Below are 16,378 nucleotides of genomic sequence, written 5' to 3' on the forward strand. Positions count from 1 at the left end.
ACAGAACTGCCCGGCCGGAGTGTTGTCTTTCTTTCTCCGGCCGGGCAGCAATGACGCTACTTACGGGCAAATGCCTGCTTGAGCAAGCTGTCCTGTTCCGCCGAGTGGCGCTTCATCGACCCTGCCGCGGTGGAGGCCGAGGCGGGGCGGGAGATGAGGCGGACCTGGCGGTCCAGGGCATCGGGCAGGTTCAGGCCGATGAACGGCCACGGGCCCTGGTTGGCCGGTTCGTCCTGCGCCCAGACCACTTCGGCATTCGGGTACTTGGCCAGTTCCGCAGCGATTTCGGCGGCCGGCAGCGGGTAGAGCTGCTCGACGCGAACTATCGCCGTGGTCTGGTTCTCGGTCTTCTGCCGGGTGGACAGTAGATCGTAGTACAGGCGTCCGGAGACCAGCAGCACGCGTTCGACGGCGTCGGCCTGCAGCGGGGCGTGCTCGGGAATGACCGGGCGGAACGAGCCGGTGGTGAAGTCCTCCACGGAGGACGCCGCGGCCTTCAGGCGGAGCAGCTGCTTCGGCGTGAAGATGATGAGCGGCTTGCGCGGCCTGCTGTAGGCCTGGCGGCGCAGCAGGTGGAAGTGCGAGGCCGACGTCGTGGGGTTGGCCACGATCATGTTCTCCTCAGCGCACATCAGCAGGAAGCGCTCGATGCGGGCTGACGAGTGGTCCGGCCCCTGGCCCTCGTAGCCGTGCGGCAGCATGAGAACGAGCGAGGACCGCTGGCCCCATTTCTGCTCGGCAGAGGAGATGAACTCATCGATGATGGTCTGCGCGCCGTTGACGAAGTCACCGAACTGCGCCTCCCAGAGCACCAGGGCATCCGGGCGCTCCACGGAGTACCCATACTCGAAGCCCATGGCAGCGTATTCGGAGAGCAGGGAGTCGTAGATCCACAGCTTCGCCTGGTTGTCCGACAGGTGGGCCAGCGGCAGCCACTCGTCGCCGTTGGCTCGGTCGTGGAAGACGGCGTGCCGCTGCACGAACGTGCCGCGGCGCGAGTCCTGGCCGGCGAGCCGGACAGGGACGCCTTCCATGATGAGCGAGCCGAACGCCGCAAGTTCACCGAACCCCCAGTCGATGCCGCCTTCACGGGACATCGCTTCACGCTTCTCGAGCAGCTGCTTGAGCTTGGCGTGGACGGTGAAGCCCTCCGGGATATCGGTGTGGGCCTTCCCGATCCGGGCCAGGGTCTCCGCAGAGATCGCGGTGGAGACTGGGGCGCTGACACCGGAATCGGACTGCTGGGCCATGGGGCGTTCGAGATCGGAGACCGCAGCGGAATCAGCCGTGATGATCGGGATCGGGGACGTCTGGGCCGCGTGGGTTTCGGCGAAGACGCGTTCGAGGCGTTCCTGGTAGTCGCGCAGCAGCTGCTCGGCTTCTTCCTCGGTGATGTCACCGCGACCGATCAGGGATTCGGTGTACAGCTTGCGGACCGAGCGCTTGGCTTCGATCAGGTTGTACATCAGCGGCTGGGTCATCGAGGGGTCGTCGCCCTCATTGTGGCCGCGGCGGCGGTAGCACACCATGTCGATGACAACGTCCTTGTGGAAACGCTGACGGAATTCGTAGGCAAGCTGCCCGATCCGGACCACAGCCTCCGGATCGTCGCCGTTCACGTGGAACACCGGCGCCTGGATCATCTTGGCGACGTCCGTGGAGTAGGTGGAGGAACGCGAGGACGACGGGGCGGTGGTGAAGCCGACCTGGTTGTTGACAACGATGTGGATGGTGCCGCCGGTGCGGTAGCCGCGCAGCTGGGAGAGGTTGAGCGTTTCCGCGACAACACCCTGGCCTGCGAAAGCGGCGTCGCCGTGCACCATGATCGGCAGCACGGGGAACGCCTCGCCCTGGTCCAGGCGGTCCTGCTTGGCGCGGACGATGCCCTCGAGGACAGGGTCCACGGCCTCAAGGTGGGACGGGTTCGCGGCGAGGTAGACCTTGGTCTCCTTGCCGTTGTCCGAGGTGAAGGTGCCCTCGGTGCCGAGGTGGTACTTGACGTCGCCGGAGCCCTGCACGGAGCGCGGGTCCTGGGTGCCTTCGAATTCGCGGAAGACCTGTGCGTAGGTCTTGCCCGCGATGTTGGTCAGCACGTTGAGGCGGCCGCGGTGGGCCATGCCGATCGCGACTTCGTCGAGTTCGTCGTCGGCGGCGTCGGAGATGATCGCGTCAAGCAGCGGAATCAGGGACTCGCCGCCTTCGAGCGAGAAGCGCTTCTGGCCGACGAACTTGGTCTGCAGGAACGTCTCAAAGGCCTCGGCGGCGTTGAGCTTGGAGACGATGCGCAGCTGCTCGTCGCGGCTCGGCTTCGAATAGGCGTGCTCCAGCTGGTCCTGGAACCACTTGCGCTCGGCGGGGTCCTGGATGTGCATGTATTCGATGCCGGCGGTGCGGCAGTAGGCGTCGCGGAGGACGCCGAGGATGTCGCGGAACTTGAGCATCGGCTTGCCGCCGAAGCCGCCCGTGGGCCACCCGCGGTCCAGGTCCCACAGGGTCAGGCCGTAGGTCAGGACGTCGAGGTCCGGGTGCTTGCGCTGGACGTACTCGAGCGGATCGGTGTCCGCCATCAGGTGTCCGCGCACGCGGTAGGCGTGGATCAGCTGCTGGATCCGGGCGACTTTGTTGATCTCGTCGGCCGGGTCCACCTGCAGGTCCGGGCTCCAACGCACGGGCTCGTAGGGGATGCGCAGGGACTCGAAGATCTCGTCGTAGAAGTTCTGCGCACCGAGCAGGAGCTGGTGTACGAGCTTGAGGAACTCGCCGCTGCCGGCACCCTGGATGACGCGGTGGTCATACGTGGAGGTCAGCGTGAGGACCTTGCTGATCGCGTTCTGGGCGATGATCTTCTCGCTGGCACCCTGGAACTCGGCCGGGTAGTCCAGGGCGCCGACGCCGATGATGGCGGCCTGGCCCTTGGACAGGCGGGGCACCGAGTGGACGGTGCCGATGCCGCCGGGGTTGGTCAGGGACACCGTGGTGCCGGAGTGGTCATCCGCGGTCAGCTTGCCGGCGCGGGCCCGCTTGATCAGGTCTTCGTAGGTGTGCCAGAACTCCGAGAAGTTGAGGGTCTCCGCCTTCTTGATGTTCGGGACCATGAGCAGGCGGGTGCCGTCAGGCTTGGGCATGTCGATCGCGATGCCGAAGTTCACGTGCGCCGGCTGGACAGCCACCGGCTTGCCGTCGATCTCGTCGTAGTAGACGTTCATCGACGGGAACTGGGACAGGGCGCGGATGACGGCGTAGCCGATCAGGTGCGTGAAGGAGACCTTGCCGCCGCGGGCGCGGGCCAGGTTGGAGTTGATGACCACGCGGTTGTCGATCAGCAGCTTCGCCGGGATGGCACGGACGCTCGTGGCGGTCGGCACTTCCAGGCTGGTGACCATGTTCGACGCGATGGCCTTGGCCGGTCCGCGCAGGACCGAGACGACGTCCTCCTCGGGCGCCGTCGGAGCCTTGAGGTTCTTGGGCAGCTGCGCCGGGATCGGCGCGGTTCCGGGGGCGTCCGTGGTCTTGGAGCCATCCCGGGCGACGGTGGCCGGGGTCCTCTTGGCTGCAGGTGCCGGCGCGGGCGTGGCGGCGGGAGTTGCGGGGGCAGCGGGCGCGGCCGGCGCGGGTGCTGCCTGCGAAGCGGCAGGCGCTACGACGGGAAGTTCACGGGTGGCAGGATGCACAGCTGTCGCGGTGCCGGACGTTCCGTTGACGGAAGAGGCGTCACTAGCTGCAAAAGATTCGAACAGCGGCCACCACTTGGCGTCGACCGTGTTCTTGTCCTGCTGGTAACGCTCGTACAGTTCGTCAACGAGCCACTCGTTTCCGCCAAATTCCTCTGGTAGACGGTGGCTAGGCTGCTCTGGCACTTGAAATACGCCTCTTCCATGAGTTTGATTCCCTCTGGCTTCCACGGTGCCTCGGCACAACGATTGAGCCAGTCTCTGCGTCCAGTGAACCCAGACCTCTGCCAGTCTAGTGAGGATTCTTGCCAAACCGCCAATAAGCGTGACCCAAATCATGATCCACCCCCGCAGCCGCTGAATTACAGAGAAGAAGTGCTGCAAAATCGGCCCGGAATCGGCCCGGAGGCGGTGCCTCACGCGGTGCTTCACGCGGTGACTTACACACTGCCGGACGCAGTGCCGGCCCCGCCGGGAACCGCCCTAGAATCAAAGAAGAACCCGTTTGGCGCCGAGGGCGCCAGCTGCGGGTGCCAGCAAAGGAGCAGCCGTGCGTTTCCTGAATGAGCCCACCACCGATCTGACTTACTCCGACCTCTTCCTGGTGCCGTCGCGGTCGGATGTCATCTCGCGCCTGGACGTCGATCTGGCGGCCGATGACGGGACCGGCTCGGCGATTCCGCTGGTGGCGGCGAACATGACGGCGGTGACGGGGAAGCGGATGGCCGAGACCATGGCCCGCCGCGGCGGCCTTGGAGTCCTGCCGCAGGACGTCCCGCTCGACGTCATCCGGGACGTCACGGCCTGGATCAAGGCCCGCCACCCGGTCCTCGAGACGCCCGTCACGCTCGCGCCAACGGACACCGTGATCGATGCCCTCCACCTGATGGGCAAGCGGCCGCACGGCGCCGTTGTGGTGGTGGATGAGGCCGGCGCCGTCGCCGGTGTTGTCCGGGCCGCGGACTGCGAGGGCCAGGACCGTTTCGCGTCGCTGGCCTCCGTCCTCCGCCACCAGCCGCTGGTGCTGGATGCCGGACTGTTGGACGGCGGGCTGGCGGGGGACCCTGCGGGTGCTGCGACGGCCCTTCGCCGCGCCTTTGAGGCGATGGACGCTGCCGGAACTGACTACGCACCGGTGCAGCAGGACGGCGTCCTGGCCGGGGTGCTGACCCGCAAGGGCGCCCTGCGCTCCACGCTCTACCGCCCGTCCCTGGACGACGACGGCAAGCTCAAGGTGGCTGCCGCCGTCGGAATCAACGGTGACGTGGCCGGGCGGGCCGCCGAGTTGCTGGCTGCCGGCGTGAATGTGCTGGTCCTCGACACCGCGCATGGGCACCAGCAGAAAATGTTCGACGCGCTGGCAGCCGTGAAAGGACTCAACCCCGGCGTGCCGGTGGTCGCCGGCAACGTCGTCACCGGCGAGGCAGCGCGGGAGCTTATCGAGGCCGGGGCGGACATCGTCAAGGTCGGCGTGGGTCCGGGCGCCATGTGCACCACGCGCATGATGACGGCCGTGGGCCGCCCGCAGTTCAGCGCCGTCCTGGAATGTTCCGCCGCGGCGCGGGAAGCCGGCGGCCGGGTGTGGGCCGACGGCGGGGTCCGCTACCCGCGCGACGTCGCCCTGGCCCTGGCCGCCGGTGCCAGCCAGGTCATGATCGGCTCCTGGTTTGCCGGCACGCACGAAAGCCCCGGGGATCTGCAGCTCGACTCTGCGGGACGGCAGTACAAGGAGAGCTTCGGCATGGCGTCCGCCCGCGCGGTGCAAAACCGCAACCAGCGCGAGGGCGCGTTTGAAAAGGACCGCAAGGCCCTGTTCGAGGAAGGCATCTCCACGTCCCGCATGTACGTGGACGCGGCGCGGCCCGGCGTCGAGGACCTGCTGGACATGATCACCGCCGGCCTGCGCAGTTCCATGAGCTACGCCGGCGCTGCCGATCTCGCCGCCTTTCGCGAACGTGCCGTGGCCGGCATCCAGTCCGCGGCCGGGTACGAGGAAGGCCGGCCCGTCCCGCAGAGCTGGTGAGTTTCGGCGCAGCCGGTGAAGCGGGCGGCCGGGGCTGGCGGCGGCCGCTCCTGTAGACTGAAATTCTTATGGACAGTAAATCTAGGTGCCGGCCTGGGGGCTGTCAGCGGAGAACGGAATCCGTTCCCGCGCAGTCCACCCGAAGAGCCGGCAAACCCCGTTCACGCGCCCATCATTCTCCGGCCACGCGCCACACCGGAGCCTTCCAGGAAACAGGGTCGGCCGCCGCCGACCATCCTCCGCCGGGCAGACCCTCCCAGCATCTACGGTCCCAGCAACGGCCGTTTTTTTGCGCCTCTGGCGCTGCCGCTCCCGCGGAAGCAGGCCGCTGAGATGGAATGGCTACTCCTCGCAGCAGGCCTGCTGCTCATCCTCGGCACCGGGTTCTTTGTCGCCGTGGAATTTTCCCTGGTGGCCTTGGACCAATCCACGGTGCAGCGCGCCGTTGACGCCGGCGACACCGCCGCCGAGCCCCTGCTCAAATGTCTCAAGTCGCTCTCCACCCAGCTCTCCAGCTGCCAGCTCGGCATCACCATGACCACGCTGCTGACCGGTTACGTCATGGAACCGTCCGTCGGCAAGCTGCTCGAGGGTCCCCTTACCGCGCTCGGAGTCGCGCCCGCGGCGGCTGCCTCGCTGTCCCTGGTCCTCGCGATGGCGGTGGCCACCCTGCTCTCCATGCTGATCGGTGAGCTGGTGCCCAAGAACATGGCCATCGCGCTGTCCTTCCCGATCGGCAAGGCCGTCGCCCGGCCCCAGCTGGTGTTCACCGCCATCTTCAAGCCCGCAATCGTGGTGCTCAATGGCTTCTCCAACAAGGTCCTCAACGTCTTCGGACTGGAGGCCAAGGAGGAAATCTCCGGCGCCCGCACTCCGGCCGAACTGGCCTCGCTCGTGCGCCGCTCCGCGGCCATGGGCACCCTGGACGCCGGGACGGCCAACTTCATCGCCCGGACGCTTAAGTTCTCCGGGCGGACCGCCGCTGACGTCATGACCCCCCGCATCCGCGTGGAGACCATCGACGCCGACCAGCCGGTCTCGGACATCGTCGAGGCCGCCAAGCGGACCGGATACTCCCGTTTCCCTGTGATCGGCGAGTCCTCCGATGACATCCGTGGCGTAGTCCATATCAAGAAGGCCATCGCCGTGCCCTCGAACCGCCGCGCCAGGCTGCAGGCCGGAGCCATCATGACCGATGTGCTCCAGGTCCCCGAAACCATCCACCTGGACGCCCTCCTCGCCGAACTGCGCGAGGGCAACCTGCAACTGGCCGTCGTCCTGGACGAGTACGGCGGAACGGCCGGCATCACCACCCTGGAAGACCTCGTGGAGGAAATCGTCGGGGAAGTAGCCGATGAACACGACAAGGTCCGTCCCGGCTTGCTCCAGAGCGCCTCGGGGGACTGGTACTTCCCCGGCCTGCTCCGGCCCGATGAACTTTCCGAACAGATCCCGGGCCTGACCGTGCCCGACGAAGCTGCCTACGAAACGGTGGGAGGCTACGTCATGAGCCAGCTCGGCCGGATCGCGGCAGTCGGCGACACTGTCGACGTCGTCGGCGGGACACTGAGCGTGACCCGCATGGACGGCCGCCGGATCGACAGGATCTGTTTCCGGCCCACCCGGGTACCCGGCGACGGCCAGCCCGCCAGCCAGGCAGGTGCCGCATGAGCGACTGGGCAGGAATCCTGTGGCTTGCCTTCCTCCTTGTGGGCAACGCCTTCTTCGTGGCAGCGGAATTCGCCATCATGTCCGCCCGCCGGAGCCAGATCGAGCCGCTGGCCGAGGCCGGCTCCAAGCGCGCACAGACAACGCTGCGGGCCATGGAAAACGTGTCCCTCATGCTTGCGTGCGCCCAGCTCGGCATCACCGTCTGCTCGCTGCTGATCCTGCAGGTGGCTGAGCCCGCGATCCACCACCTCCTGGCCGTGCCGCTGGAAGCGGCAGGCATCCCGGTGGGGGCCGCGGATATTGTGGCCTTCGCCGTCGCACTGCTGGTGGTCACGTTCCTGCACGTCACCTTCGGCGAAATGGTGCCCAAGAACATTTCCGTGTCGGTCGCGGACAAGGCGGCGCTGCTGCTGGCGCCGCCGCTGATGTTCATCGCGCGGCTGGTCAAGCCCGTCATTACGGCGCTTAACTGGTCCGCGAACCACATCCTTAAGCTGATGCGGATTGAGCCACAGAATGAGGTCACGTCCTCCTTCACCCTCGAAGAAGTGCAGTCGATCGTGCAGGAATCCACCCGCCACGGACTCGTGGACGACGACGCCGGACTCATCACCGGAGCGCTGGAGTTCTCCGAACACACGGCCTCCCACGTGATGGTTCCGTTGGGAAAGCTCGTCATGCTCAAGGCGGCCACCACGCCGGCGGAATTCGAAAAGGCGGTGAGCCGGACCGGCTTCTCGCGGTTCCCGATGCTCGATGACGACGGCATGCTGTCCGGCTATCTGCACATCAAGGACGTACTGTCCATCCCGGACGCCGGGTACCACCAGCCGATCGCGGAAAGCCGCATCCGGTCGCTGGCGAACCTGGCCATGGACGACGAAATCGAGAAGGCCATGTCCGTCATGCAGCGCACAGGCTCGCACCTGGCCCGCGTGATCGGCCCCGACGGGCTGACCCAGGGGGTGCTGTTCCTGGAGGACGTGATCGAGCAGCTCGTCGGCGAAATCCGGGACGCGACGCAGGCCACCGGCTACCGCAGGCTGGGCCAAGACCAGTAAGGCGCAGCCCAGTGGGGGCCAGCCAGTAGCGGACGGACCGCAGCGCGGCATGCCTGGTATCCCTAAATAGGAATGATTCCTATTTAGGGATACACTCGGGCTGTTGCTATTGCTCCTGATTCTCAATAACAGATCCGAGGTTTCCCGTGCGCCGTCCCGCTGCCCGAGCCATGCTGGCTGGTCTCGCCGGCTTAGGCCTCCTGCTCACCGCGTGCAGTCCGACGCCGGGCAGCTCGCGGGGGACCGCCGGTGACGGCGTGATCGACGTCGTCGCCTCCACCAGCGTCTACGGCGACATCGTCTCCAGCATCGGCGGCGACAAGGTTCGGGTCAGCTCGATCATCAACCGCACCAGCCAGGACCCGCACTCCTACGAGGCCACCACGCAGGACAAGCTGGCCGTCTCCAAGGCCGAGTTTGTGGTGGAGAACGGCGGGGGATACGACGCCTTCATCGACACGCTGGCAACCGACACCGGGCTGGAGAGCGGCAACATCATCAACGCCGTGGACGTATCCGGCCTGGCCACCGAAAGCCCCGCAGCGGCGAGCCCGGACTCTGCCGGCCACACCCACGAGCACACCGGGCTGAACGAACACGTCTGGTACAGCATGGCGGCCATGTCCCGCCTCGCGGACGCCGTCGCCGACAAGCTGGGCACCCTGGAGCCGGGCTCGGCGCAGACGTTCCGGACCAACGCTGCGGCCTTTAAGGCATCGCTCGGCGGCCTGGAAACCAAGCTCGCCGCCATCAAGTCCTCGGCAGGCCATGCGCCCGTGGCCGTCACCGAGCCGGTACCGCTGTACCTGCTTGAGGCCGCCGGCCTGGAGAACGAAACCCCGGCGGCATACACGGCCGCGATCGAGGAAGACGCCGACGTCCCGCCCGCAGTGCTCAAGGCCGCCGTCGATCTCGTGGCCTCCCGCGGCGTCAAGCTGCTGGCCTACAATACCCAGACCGAGGGACCGCAAACGGTGGCGCTGAAAAAGGCCGCCGAGACCGCCGGCGTCCCGGTAGTGAACTTCAGTGAAACCCTCCCGGACGGCCAGTCCTACCTGCAGTGGATGACCGCTAACGTGGAGAGCATCCGCAAGGCCCTAGGATGATCGCAACAGCCGGAGCAGCAGTCTCCGCGGAAAATCGAGGAATCCCCTTTTGACACCGGTAGTGAGCCTCCGCGGCGCCTCCCTGGCCTTCGGCCAACGGACTCTGTGGGAAGGCCTGGACCTGGACATCAACCCAGGTGAATTCTTTGCCGTGCTCGGTCCCAACGGCAGCGGCAAGACCACCTTCCTGAAGGTCCTGCTCGGCCTGCAGGAACTGAGCACGGGCACCGCCGTGCTCGACGGCCACCCCGTAGAGCGCGGCAGCCGCCGGATCGGCTACGTGCCCCAGCAGAAATCATTCGACCCGGATACGCCCTTGCGCGCCCGCGACCTCGTGGCCCTCGGCGTCGACGGCCACCGCTGGGGCATCCGCCTGGGCAACGCAAAAGTGAACCGCAAGGTCGATGAGCTCCTGGACCTCGTGGGCGCCACCGACTACGCCAAGGTGCCGGTGGGGCAGCTCTCCGGCGGTGAGCAGCAGCGCCTGCGCGTGGCCCAGGCCCTGGCCACGGATCCCAAAGTGCTGCTGTGCGACGAGCCGCTGCTCTCCCTCGACCTTCAGCACCAGCAGGGCGTCAGCGCCCTGATCAACAAGCAATGCCGCGAGGCGGACAGCGCCGTGGTGTTCGTCACCCACGAGATCAACCCGATCATGGACTACGTGGACCGGGTCCTGTACCTGGCCGGAGGCCGGTTCCGGGTGGGCACACCCGCCGAGGTCATGACCACCGAGGTGCTCTCCGATTTGTACGACAGCCGTGTTGAAGTCATCCAGGCCAACGGCCGTCTGATCGTGGTGGGACTGCCGGATGCCGTGACGCACCATCACGAGGACGCGCACTCTGTCGCGGGGGAGGTGGGCTGAGTGGACCTGGGTAACCTGCTGCATTCAATCTTCAATTTCGAAAACTATGGCGAGCTGCTGGTCCTGGTGCAGAACTCCATCTGGGCCGGCGCGGTCCTGGGCCTGCTGGGCGGACTCATGGGCACCTTCGTGATGAAACGCGACCTGGCGTTCGCGGTCCACGGGATCTCGGAGCTCTCCTTTGCCGGAGCGGCCTTCGCGCTGCTGATCGGCGCGAACATCATCCTCGGCTCGCTGGCGGGATCGGTCCTGGCGGCCGTGGTGCTCGGCGTGATGGGCGTCCGCGCCCGGGACAAGAACTCGATCATCGGCGTCATCATGCCCTTCGGGCTGGGCCTGGGCATCCTCTTCCTGTCCCTATACGAGGGCCGGGCGGCCAACAAGTTCGGCCTGCTCACCGGGCAGATCGTGTCGGTGGGAACGGTCCAACTGCAGGTCCTGGCGTTCGCCGCCGTCGTGGTGATGCTGGCGCTGGTCGCTATCTGGCGGCCGCTGACCTTCGCCAGTGTTGACCCCGACGTCGCCATTGCCCGCGGCGTACCGGTGCGGGCCCTGGCCCTTGGTTTCATGGTGCTGCTGGGAATCAGCGTGGCGCTGTCCATCCAGATTGTGGGCGCCCTGCTGGTGCTGGCCCTGCTGATCACGCCGGCGGCGGCCGCCATGCGCGTCACGTCCTCACCCCGGCTGGTGGTCATGCTGAGCATCGTCTTCGCGATGACGGCGACGGTCGGCGGCATCCTGCTGGCCCTCGGCGGCCGGCTGCCGATCAGCCCCTATGTGACCACGCTGTCCTTCCTGATCTACGTGGCCTGCCGGATGATCGGCAATGCCAAGGCCAAGCGGGGGCTCAACGGGCGGATCGTGCCGAACGCGGCCGCGGCGGCCTGAGCCAGCTACTGGCCGGCCTGACTGGCTGTGCATTCGGGGCACAGGCCGAAGATTTCCACCGTGTGCTCCACCGCGGTGAAGCCGTGCTCTTGCGCGATCCGCGCAGCCCAGGCCTCTACTGCCGGGGCTTCCACTTCCACGGCCTTGCCGCAGTTGCGGCACAGCAGGTGATGGTGGTGGCCGGTGACGGCGCAGCGCCGGTAGACCGCTTCGCCGTCGGCGTTGCGCAGGACATCCACCAGCCCGTCGTCGGCGAGCGACTGCAGGATTCGGTAGGACGTGGCGAGGGACACCGCGGTGCCGCGCTCCTGGAGGATGCGGTGCAGTTCCTGGGTGCTGACGAAGTCCGCCAGGTCGTCCAGGGCGGCGCTGACGGCGAGGCGCTGCTTGGTAACTCGCTGTTCCTTACCTTGCACGGGTGCCGAGGCCGGAGTCCGGCTGCTGCCGGCGGTGGTGCCTTGGGACATCGTGGAACTCGCTTCGTCAAGGATTCGCGGGTGGGACGCGCTGCGGTGTGGTGGCAATGTCCAAGATTACCAGCGTGCAGGATCGCCAGCAGGGCTCCGTGGACACTGTGGCCGCTGGTGCCTAGGCTGGCCGGATGAAACTCACCAAATTCACGCACGCCTGTGTCCGCCTCGAGCAGGACGGCCGGGTGCTGGTGTTTGACCCGGGCACTTTTTCGGAGACGGATGAGGCCCTGGCCGGAGCACATGCCGTGCTCATCACCCACGAGCATGCGGACCATGTGGACGTCGACGCCGTCGCCGCGGCGTTGCAGTCGAACACTGCCCTTGAGCTTTACGCCCCGGAAGCGGTGGCCGCGACGCTTCGCGGCAAGGCGCCCGAGGCCGGGAGCCGCATCCATGCCGCCGCCGCGGGCCAGGAATTTGAAACCGCAGGCTTCGCGGTCAGGACATATGGCGGCCAGCACGCCCTCATCCACCCGCAGATCCCGGTCGTTGCCAACGTCGGCTACCTCGTGGATGGCAACGTCTACCACCCGGGGGACTCCTTCGCGATCCCCGACGGGGTCGACGTCAAGACGCTGCTGGTACCCGTCCACGCCCCGTGGAACAAGGTGGGTGAAGTGGTGGACTTTGTGATCGGCGTCCGCGCCCCGCAGGCCTTCCCGATCCACGACGCGCTCCTGAACGAGCTGGGCCGCGGCCTGGTGGAGGGGCATGTGACCCGGATCGGCGCCAAGTACGGCACCGAGTACCGGCACCTCTCCAGCGGCGATTCCGTGGAGGTTTAGCCTAAGCGGGCGCACCGGCTGCCGCCGGTCGGCTGACCAGGCCGGTCAGGCCGGCCAGACGCCGGTCTGGAAGAACTCGCGCAGCACGGCCTCGTGGGGCTCGGGATCCAGGCCCTGGGTGTCCAGCCACTCCGGGTTGTAGTAATTCCCGGCGTAGCGGTCCCCGGCGTCGCACATGAGGGTCACCACGCTGCCCTTGCGGTCTTCTTTGATCATCTCGGCTATGAGCTGCCACACGCCCCAGAGGTTGGTCCCGGTGGACGGGCCCGCGTGCAGTCCGGCATGTTCCCTGAGGTGCCGCATGGCGGCCACCGACGCGGCGTCGGGAACCTGGATCATGTGGTCGATCACGGCAGGTACAAAACTTGGCTCCATCCGCGGCCGGCCGATGCCCTCGATGCGTGACGGCGATGCCGCCGCCGCTTCGACGGCGGGCATCCCGCCGTCGGGCCGGCTGTCCCGCCAGCCCGGATAGAACGCGGAATTTTCCGGGTCGACGACGGCGAGCCTGGTCTCGTAGCGGTGGTACCGCAGGTACCTGCCGATTGTGGCGCTGGTCCCGCCGGTGCCGGCCCCGACCACGACCCAACGGGGGACCGGGTGCTCCTCCATCGCCAGCTGGCCGAAGATCGACTCGGCGATGTTGTTGTTTCCGCGCCAGTCCGTGGCCCGTTCGGCGTACGTGAACTGGTCCATGTAGTGCCCGCCGGTGCTGGTGGCGAGATCTGCGGCGGCCTGGTAGACCTCGGAGGCGTGGTCCACCAGGTGGCACGAGCCGCCGAACTGTTCTATCAGGGCGATCTTCTCGCGGCTGGTGGTCCGGGTCATCACGGCGATGAAAGGCAGGCCGAGCAACTGCGCAAAGTAGGCCTCGGAGACGGCGGTGCTGCCGCTGGAAGCCTCAACGATCGTGGTCCCTTCCCGGATCCAGCCGTTGACGAGGCCAAAAAGGAACAGCGAACGCGCCAGCCGGTGCTTGAGGCTGCCCGTGCGGTGGGTGGATTCGTCCTTCAGGTACAGCTGCACGCCCCAGTGGTCGGGCAGCGGCACCGAATACAGGTGGGTGTCGGCGGAGCGGTTGTTTTCGGCACTGATCCGGCGGACGGCGTCGTCGGCCCAGGCCCGGTGCTGCTGGTGCGCGGTATTCACCGCTACAGCCTACCGGGGCGGCGGGACACCGAAGATAGAGTGGGGAAATGGACACCCTTCTCAATGCTGCTGCCCTCAAAGACCGGCTGGGCGGCGCCGTCGGCACCGGCCAGCGCACAGTGCTCCTCGACGTTCGCTGGGCGCTCGGGGACCCTCACGGTCACGACCACTTCCTGAGCGAACACATCCCTGGAGCGATTTTCGTGGATCTCGCCACCGAACTCGCCGGACCCGCGGAACCGCGACGCGGAAGGCATCCGCTGCCGCCGCTGGAGCAGTTCCAGGAATCGGCGCGCCGCTGGGGCGTCAACGACGGCGACGCCGTTGTAGCCTACGACGACAGCGGCAACATGGCCGCCGCCCGGTTGTGGTGGATGCTGCGCAACGCCGGCTTCAGCCAGGTTCACTTGCTCGACGGCGGCCTGGCCGCCTGGCGTGCCGCAGGGTTCGAAGTGGCGGCGGGGCCCGAACAGCCCGCACCCGGAAACGTCACCCTGTCCGAGGGCCACATGCCCGCGATCGACGCCGGACAAGCAGCCACCTGGGGCCGGCAGGGTCTGCTGTTGGATGCCCGGGCGGCCGAACGGTACCGCGGGGAAATCGAGCCCGTGGATCCCCGCGCGGGCCATATTCCGGGCGCCGTGAGTGCCCCCACCACCGGGAACCTGGAGACCGACGGACGCTTCCTTGGTCCGGCGGAGCTGCGGGCGCGCTTCGAGCGGCTCGGCTACAGGGCCGACGTCCCCACCGCCGTGTATTGCGGTTCCGGCGTCACAGCGGCCCACGAGATCGCCGCCCTTGAAATCGCCGGCTTTTCCGCTGCCCTGTACCCGGGATCGTTTTCGGAGTGGTGCCACAGTGCCTCCAACGATGTTGTCACCGGGCCTGAGCCTTACGGCGAGGTCGAGGCTTCAAACTAGCGTCCAAACCCAGCTCACGTCCGTAACCTTGGCCCCGCCCCGACGGAATCTGGATACGTGGCCCCTAGGCTGCGGCCGACTCCTTGACCTTGCTGAGTTTGAGTGACTTGGCGTGGCACAGAAGCCGGCGGCGGTGGCGGGATACGGGCTGCTCTATGGCTGTTGAGCCGAGCGGCGTCCCCGGGAGGGGTGGTGCGGTGGAGTGGTAGGTGTGTCCGGTGGGGGTGGTGAGTTCGATGGTGTGCCTGTGTCCGCTGTGCCCGGGCACGGCTGCTGGACCGGGTGCTGGTCCGGGTCCAGAGTCCGCGTGCTTTGGGTGTGCGGGGTTTACGGGGCGGGCTCGCCAGCCGGGGGTTTCTTTGGTGTGGTTGCAGGCTTCGCAGAGGCCGGCGCCGTTGGTCTGGGTGGTGGGGCCGCCGTGGTGCCAGGCGATGATGTGGTCCAGGTGCCGGATCGGGGCGTCGCAGTAGGGCGTGCGGCAGGTGTCGTCCCGGGTCTGGATGAAGCGGCGGAGCCGGTGCGGGAAGATCCGGGCGCGGGAGTCCATGGCGACGAGTTCGCCGGTGCGCGGGCGGGTGTAGAGCAGTCGGAGCCAGACGGTGAAAGCGTCGGCGTCGGCATCGGCATCGGGTCTGTTGGGGCTGGCTGGTCCCGGGGGGCCGGCGCCGTCCTTGGCCCTGGTGGCGTTGATGAGGGTGCGGGCCCGGCCGGCGGGGACGGTGCCGTAGCCGGGGATGCGGGCCGGCTCGGAGTCGGCCTGGAGGAGGGTGCGGTCGGTCATGACGAGCTGGATCTCCACCCCGGTGATCCCGCCAGGGGTTCCCGTGCTGCGTTCGACGAGGGTGTCGGCCATGGCCTGGCCGCGGGAACGGGGGTCGCCGCTGTTGCGGAGGGTGTCGGCGTGCCGGGCCAGGGCGGTGTAGATCCCGACGCCGGCGGTGACCGGGAGCAGGGCGGTGAGGTAGCACATGGTGTCCGGGGCCGGGCGGAGGCTGACGTGCCGCTCGGACACGGCGCGCGCGGCGCGGTCGGTGACGGTGCGCGGGTCCAGCCGGTACGCGGCGGCCCGGGCGGTGGCGACCAGCCGCCGGTCCCCGGCCCCGGCGAGGGTCCCGGTGTCGGGTGCGAGGTGTTCGTCGACGGCGGACCGGTCCGCGGCGGTCAGGCACGCGGTTTCGCGTACGAGCAAGGTGGCGCGCCACTCGTTCAGCTGCCCGGACTCGAGCGCGGCGAGGGTGTGCGGCATCTCGGCCACGAGGGCTTTCGCGAGGCCCAGGAGCCGGCCGCCCTTGACGGGGGATTCGTGCCGGGCGAGGGCGATCTGCGCGCCGACCCCGGCGCCGAGCTGCTCGGCGGGGACCCCGGCGGCGGCCTGGGCGCGGCGCTGGGACAGATCCAGTGCCACGGCGTGCCGTGCCTGCCGGGCTGCCATGGCGGATTTCAGGTCTTCGAGTTCCCGGATCTCATCGATCAGGGCAGCGGCGCTGTCAGGGGCCGGGAGGCCGCTCAGGAGCGTGGCCAAGTCCGCGACCGTCGCAGTCGTTGCCGGTGCCGGTGCCGAATCTGCCGGAACCACATCGGGCCCCTGAGTGCCTTCCATGAATCAAGTGTCCCTGTGGGCTATGACATTTATGGCCGTCCGCAGCCGCTCGACCGCTTCGGAGACCAGCGGGGAAATTCCGGGTTCGGCCGTAACTCCCGGAACGCTGCCCAAGATAACGTCGAGCCGAAGGAGCATCAGCAAGGTGTCGATCGCAGACTTCAAC

The 16,378-nt window shown here is 67.6% G+C and carries 12 protein-coding genes; 8 read left to right on the forward strand and 4 right to left on the reverse strand.

The genetic code is table 11. From position 1 onward, the window contains the following. Positions 1 to 56 precede the first annotated feature (56 nt). Complete coding sequence (locus tag AC1DEM_RS02220; protein WP_476882890.1) at positions 57 to 3,857, reverse strand: multifunctional oxoglutarate decarboxylase/oxoglutarate dehydrogenase thiamine pyrophosphate-binding subunit/dihydrolipoyllysine-residue succinyltransferase subunit; 3,801 nt, start codon at positions 3,855 to 3,857, stop codon at positions 57 to 59. Between the two features lie 364 nt (positions 3,858 to 4,221). Here AC1DEM_RS02220 and AC1DEM_RS02225 point away from each other — a divergent pair, with 364 nt between their 5' ends. From AC1DEM_RS02225 to AC1DEM_RS02250, 6 genes are all read left to right on the forward strand, one after another. Further along, positions 4,222 to 5,694: a GuaB1 family IMP dehydrogenase-related protein gene (locus AC1DEM_RS02225; protein WP_476882891.1), complete on the forward strand. Its 1,473-nt coding sequence runs from the start codon at positions 4,222 to 4,224 to the stop codon at positions 5,692 to 5,694. A gap of 333 nt (positions 5,695 to 6,027) precedes the next feature. Further along, the gene (locus AC1DEM_RS02230) at positions 6,028 to 7,365 is read left to right on the forward strand and encodes a hemolysin family protein (RefSeq protein WP_476882892.1); all 1,338 of its coding nucleotides are present in this window, start codon (positions 6,028 to 6,030) and stop codon (positions 7,363 to 7,365) included. Continuing rightward, on the forward strand, positions 7,362 to 8,426 hold the full coding sequence (locus AC1DEM_RS02235; RefSeq protein ID WP_476882893.1) for a hemolysin family protein: 1,065 nt from the start codon (positions 7,362 to 7,364) through the stop codon (positions 8,424 to 8,426). Before AC1DEM_RS02230 ends, AC1DEM_RS02235 begins: the two co-directional genes overlap by 4 nt. A 146-nt stretch (positions 8,427 to 8,572) precedes the next feature. Then, positions 8,573 to 9,532 (forward strand): metal ABC transporter solute-binding protein, Zn/Mn family, encoded by a 960-nt coding sequence (locus AC1DEM_RS02240; RefSeq protein ID WP_476882894.1) that lies wholly within the window; start codon positions 8,573 to 8,575, stop codon positions 9,530 to 9,532. A gap of 49 nt (positions 9,533 to 9,581) precedes the next feature. Next, positions 9,582 to 10,397 carry a metal ABC transporter ATP-binding protein gene (locus tag AC1DEM_RS02245; RefSeq protein ID WP_476882895.1) on the forward strand — a complete coding sequence of 272 codons (816 nt, stop codon included), beginning with the start codon at positions 9,582 to 9,584 and terminating at the stop codon, positions 10,395 to 10,397. Next, complete coding sequence (locus AC1DEM_RS02250; RefSeq protein ID WP_476882896.1) at positions 10,398 to 11,285, forward strand: metal ABC transporter permease; 888 nt, start codon at positions 10,398 to 10,400, stop codon at positions 11,283 to 11,285. Between the two features lie 5 nt (positions 11,286 to 11,290). On the opposite strand, the gene AC1DEM_RS02255 is transcribed toward AC1DEM_RS02250, so the two are convergent. Further along, positions 11,291 to 11,752, reverse strand: a complete 462-nt coding sequence (locus AC1DEM_RS02255) for a Fur family transcriptional regulator (protein WP_476882897.1) — start codon at positions 11,750 to 11,752, stop codon at positions 11,291 to 11,293. 134 nt (positions 11,753 to 11,886) lie between these two features. Between AC1DEM_RS02255 and AC1DEM_RS02260 the strand changes: the two genes are divergently transcribed. Continuing rightward, positions 11,887 to 12,543 (forward strand): MBL fold metallo-hydrolase, encoded by a 657-nt coding sequence (locus AC1DEM_RS02260; RefSeq protein ID WP_476882898.1) that lies wholly within the window; start codon positions 11,887 to 11,889, stop codon positions 12,541 to 12,543. A 45-nt stretch (positions 12,544 to 12,588) separates the two neighbouring features. Here the strand turns inward: AC1DEM_RS02260 and cds1 are convergent, their stop codons facing one another. Beyond that, on the reverse strand, positions 12,589 to 13,692 hold the full coding sequence (gene cds1 / locus AC1DEM_RS02265) for an L-cysteine desulfhydrase Cds1 (protein WP_476882899.1): 1,104 nt from the start codon (positions 13,690 to 13,692) through the stop codon (positions 12,589 to 12,591). A gap of 47 nt (positions 13,693 to 13,739) precedes the next feature. Between cds1 and AC1DEM_RS02270 the strand changes: the two genes are divergently transcribed. Then, the gene (locus tag AC1DEM_RS02270; protein WP_476882900.1) at positions 13,740 to 14,612 is read left to right on the forward strand and encodes a sulfurtransferase; all 873 of its coding nucleotides are present in this window, start codon (positions 13,740 to 13,742) and stop codon (positions 14,610 to 14,612) included. 64 nt (positions 14,613 to 14,676) lie between these two features. On the opposite strand, the gene AC1DEM_RS02275 is transcribed toward AC1DEM_RS02270, so the two are convergent. Next, entirely contained in the window at positions 14,677 to 16,212 is a 1,536-nt protein-coding gene (locus AC1DEM_RS02275; RefSeq protein ID WP_476882901.1) for an HNH endonuclease, read from the reverse strand. Between the last annotated feature and the right edge of the window lie 166 nt (positions 16,213 to 16,378).

The sequence above is a fragment of the Arthrobacter sp. 05T420 genome (genome assembly GCF_056396305.1).

Excerpts from the sequence above, each read along its gene's own strand:
- AC1DEM_RS02230 (WP_476882892.1), top strand. The coding sequence starts at position 6,028 with ATGGAATGGCTACTCCTCGCAGCAGGCCTGCTGCTCATCCTCGGCACC.
- AC1DEM_RS02235 (WP_476882893.1), top strand. The coding sequence starts at position 7,362 with ATGAGCGACTGGGCAGGAATCCTGTGGCTTGCCTTCCTCCTTGTGGGC.
- AC1DEM_RS02255 (WP_476882897.1), bottom strand. The coding sequence starts at position 11,752 with ATGTCCCAAGGCACCACCGCCGGCAGCAGCCGGACTCCGGCCTCGGCA.
- AC1DEM_RS02260 (WP_476882898.1), top strand. The coding sequence starts at position 11,887 with ATGAAACTCACCAAATTCACGCACGCCTGTGTCCGCCTCGAGCAGGAC.
- AC1DEM_RS02270 (WP_476882900.1), top strand. The coding sequence starts at position 13,740 with ATGGACACCCTTCTCAATGCTGCTGCCCTCAAAGACCGGCTGGGCGGC.
- AC1DEM_RS02275 (WP_476882901.1), bottom strand. The coding sequence starts at position 16,212 with ATGGAAGGCACTCAGGGGCCCGATGTGGTTCCGGCAGATTCGGCACCG.